Genomic DNA, 1,543 nt, shown 5'->3' on the forward strand with positions numbered 1-1,543 from the left:
CTCTCCCCCGCTTTGCTGGGGCGAGGAACCCAAGTCCTGAGATGTCACCCCTTCGCCATGCCCTCCACCTGCGTGGCCGACAAAAACAGCATCACCACATCGCTCATCCCAAGCAGCGGCGTAAAGGTCACGATCGTAATCCCGCCCGTCGCGTTGGTGCGGGTCAGGCCTTCGGAATAGATGTCGAGCGGCGGTTCCTCGTCGAACCAGACGCCGTGCAGGGTCTCGCCCTGCCATTTCTCGCGGCCTTTTTCGAAACTCTTGAACGACAGCACCGATTCATCGGCCTGCACATCGCCGCCGCCGCCCCAGCGCACCACGACGCTGTCGAGCGCACCGGGCGCGCCGCGGCCCATGGCGGTCTGGACGATGGCGTCGGCGGGGATCATGCCGGTGCCCCAGGCCGCCTGCTGCTGCGGCGGGCCGACGAGCACGCGCTGCGGATTGTCGCGCGTGCCTTCGCCGGTGACGCCGGCCGCCCACAAACGAACCGCGCTGTCAAAAACCTTGCCTTGCCACCAGGAGGGATAACGCCCGGTCAGGTGCATGGCCCACTCCGCGCCGCCGGCGCGGGTCTTGCCGAGCTGGTTGCCCGCCATGAACAGCCGCTCACGATTGGTGGCACCTGCCGCGTGAAACTCGGCCTGGCGCTGGTACGGCTGGTAAGCGGCAAGAAGATTAGTGCGGCGCCTGCGGTCCAGTTCCGCAAGCAGCGCCAGATATTCCGTCCTCGCTGACATCGTCCGGTTTTTCGAGGAACGGTTTGACGACGCCCTCAAGGGCGCGGATGCGGTTGCGGATCTCGTCATCGCTCAAGCCATCCAGTTGGTTGATGGTGACATGCAAATCCTTGGGCAGCACCGACAGCACGATCTTCAGATACTGGTCGGGCTTGTCGGCGCGCACCTCGGCGATGACGCCGGCGCCATGGGTGCGGAAATCGGCGCGCACGGCAGCCAGGAAATCGTCGCCCAGCGTCTTTTTCGCGCGCTTGGAGCGCGGCTTGGTGGCCGCCGGGCTGGTGGCGGGTTTACGCCTTGCCGGCTTTGCCTTGGCGCGCGTTGGCCGGGCGGCGGTTTTGTCAGTCATGGACGTGGCCGTCCGTGGCATTGGCATCGGTGGCGGCAACGTCGGCCTTCGACATCGATCTGGCCCGGCTGCCCGGCTTCTTCGAGCGGGCGGATTTCTTCCTGGCCTTCTTGGTGCGTTTCGGCCTCGCCGCCTGGGCAGGCCTCGTCGGTTGGGCAGGCCCTGCCACGCTGGCCCGCGCCTTGAGGCGCGCCATGGCGAGACCGACAAGCTGCCCGCCGACGCCTGCCTGCGGGAAACAAAAGCCACCGGTCGCATCCCGCACCATGCCGATCAGCACGCCGGGAGCGACCGGCTCGGCACGGCCAAGACGGGGCCGCGGCGCAGCACCCTCGAATTCGCCGATGGCGCTGACGATCTCTTGGCCGTCATCGCCGGTGATGATGGTGGCGTAGCGTGTGGACATGATTTTCTCGCAAATGTCGCGCTTCTGGCGCCCCCCTCTGTCCTGCCG

At 66.8% G+C, this 1,543-nt stretch carries 2 protein-coding genes and 1 pseudogene; all 3 read right to left on the minus strand.

Translation table 11 applies throughout. The features are described 5' to 3' along the window. Nucleotides 1-80 precede the first annotated feature (80 nt). A pseudogene (locus NKI73_RS33505) lies at nucleotides 81-740 on the minus strand (terminase large subunit domain-containing protein); the annotation flags it as partial. Next, nucleotides 679-1,089, minus strand: coding sequence for a hypothetical protein (locus tag NKI73_RS33510; protein WP_352636328.1), 411 nt, complete (start codon nucleotides 1,087-1,089; stop codon nucleotides 679-681). The gene NKI73_RS33510 and the pseudogene NKI73_RS33505, both read right to left, overlap by 62 nt. Beyond that, nucleotides 1,082-1,543 (minus strand): hypothetical protein (locus tag NKI73_RS33515; protein WP_352636330.1); only part of this gene is annotated, 462 nt, incomplete at its 5' end. The genes NKI73_RS33510 and NKI73_RS33515, both read right to left, overlap by 8 nt.

The organism is Mesorhizobium sp. M0496 (assembly GCF_040321205.1).
Taxonomy (GTDB): Bacteria; Pseudomonadota; Alphaproteobacteria; order Rhizobiales; family Rhizobiaceae; genus Mesorhizobium.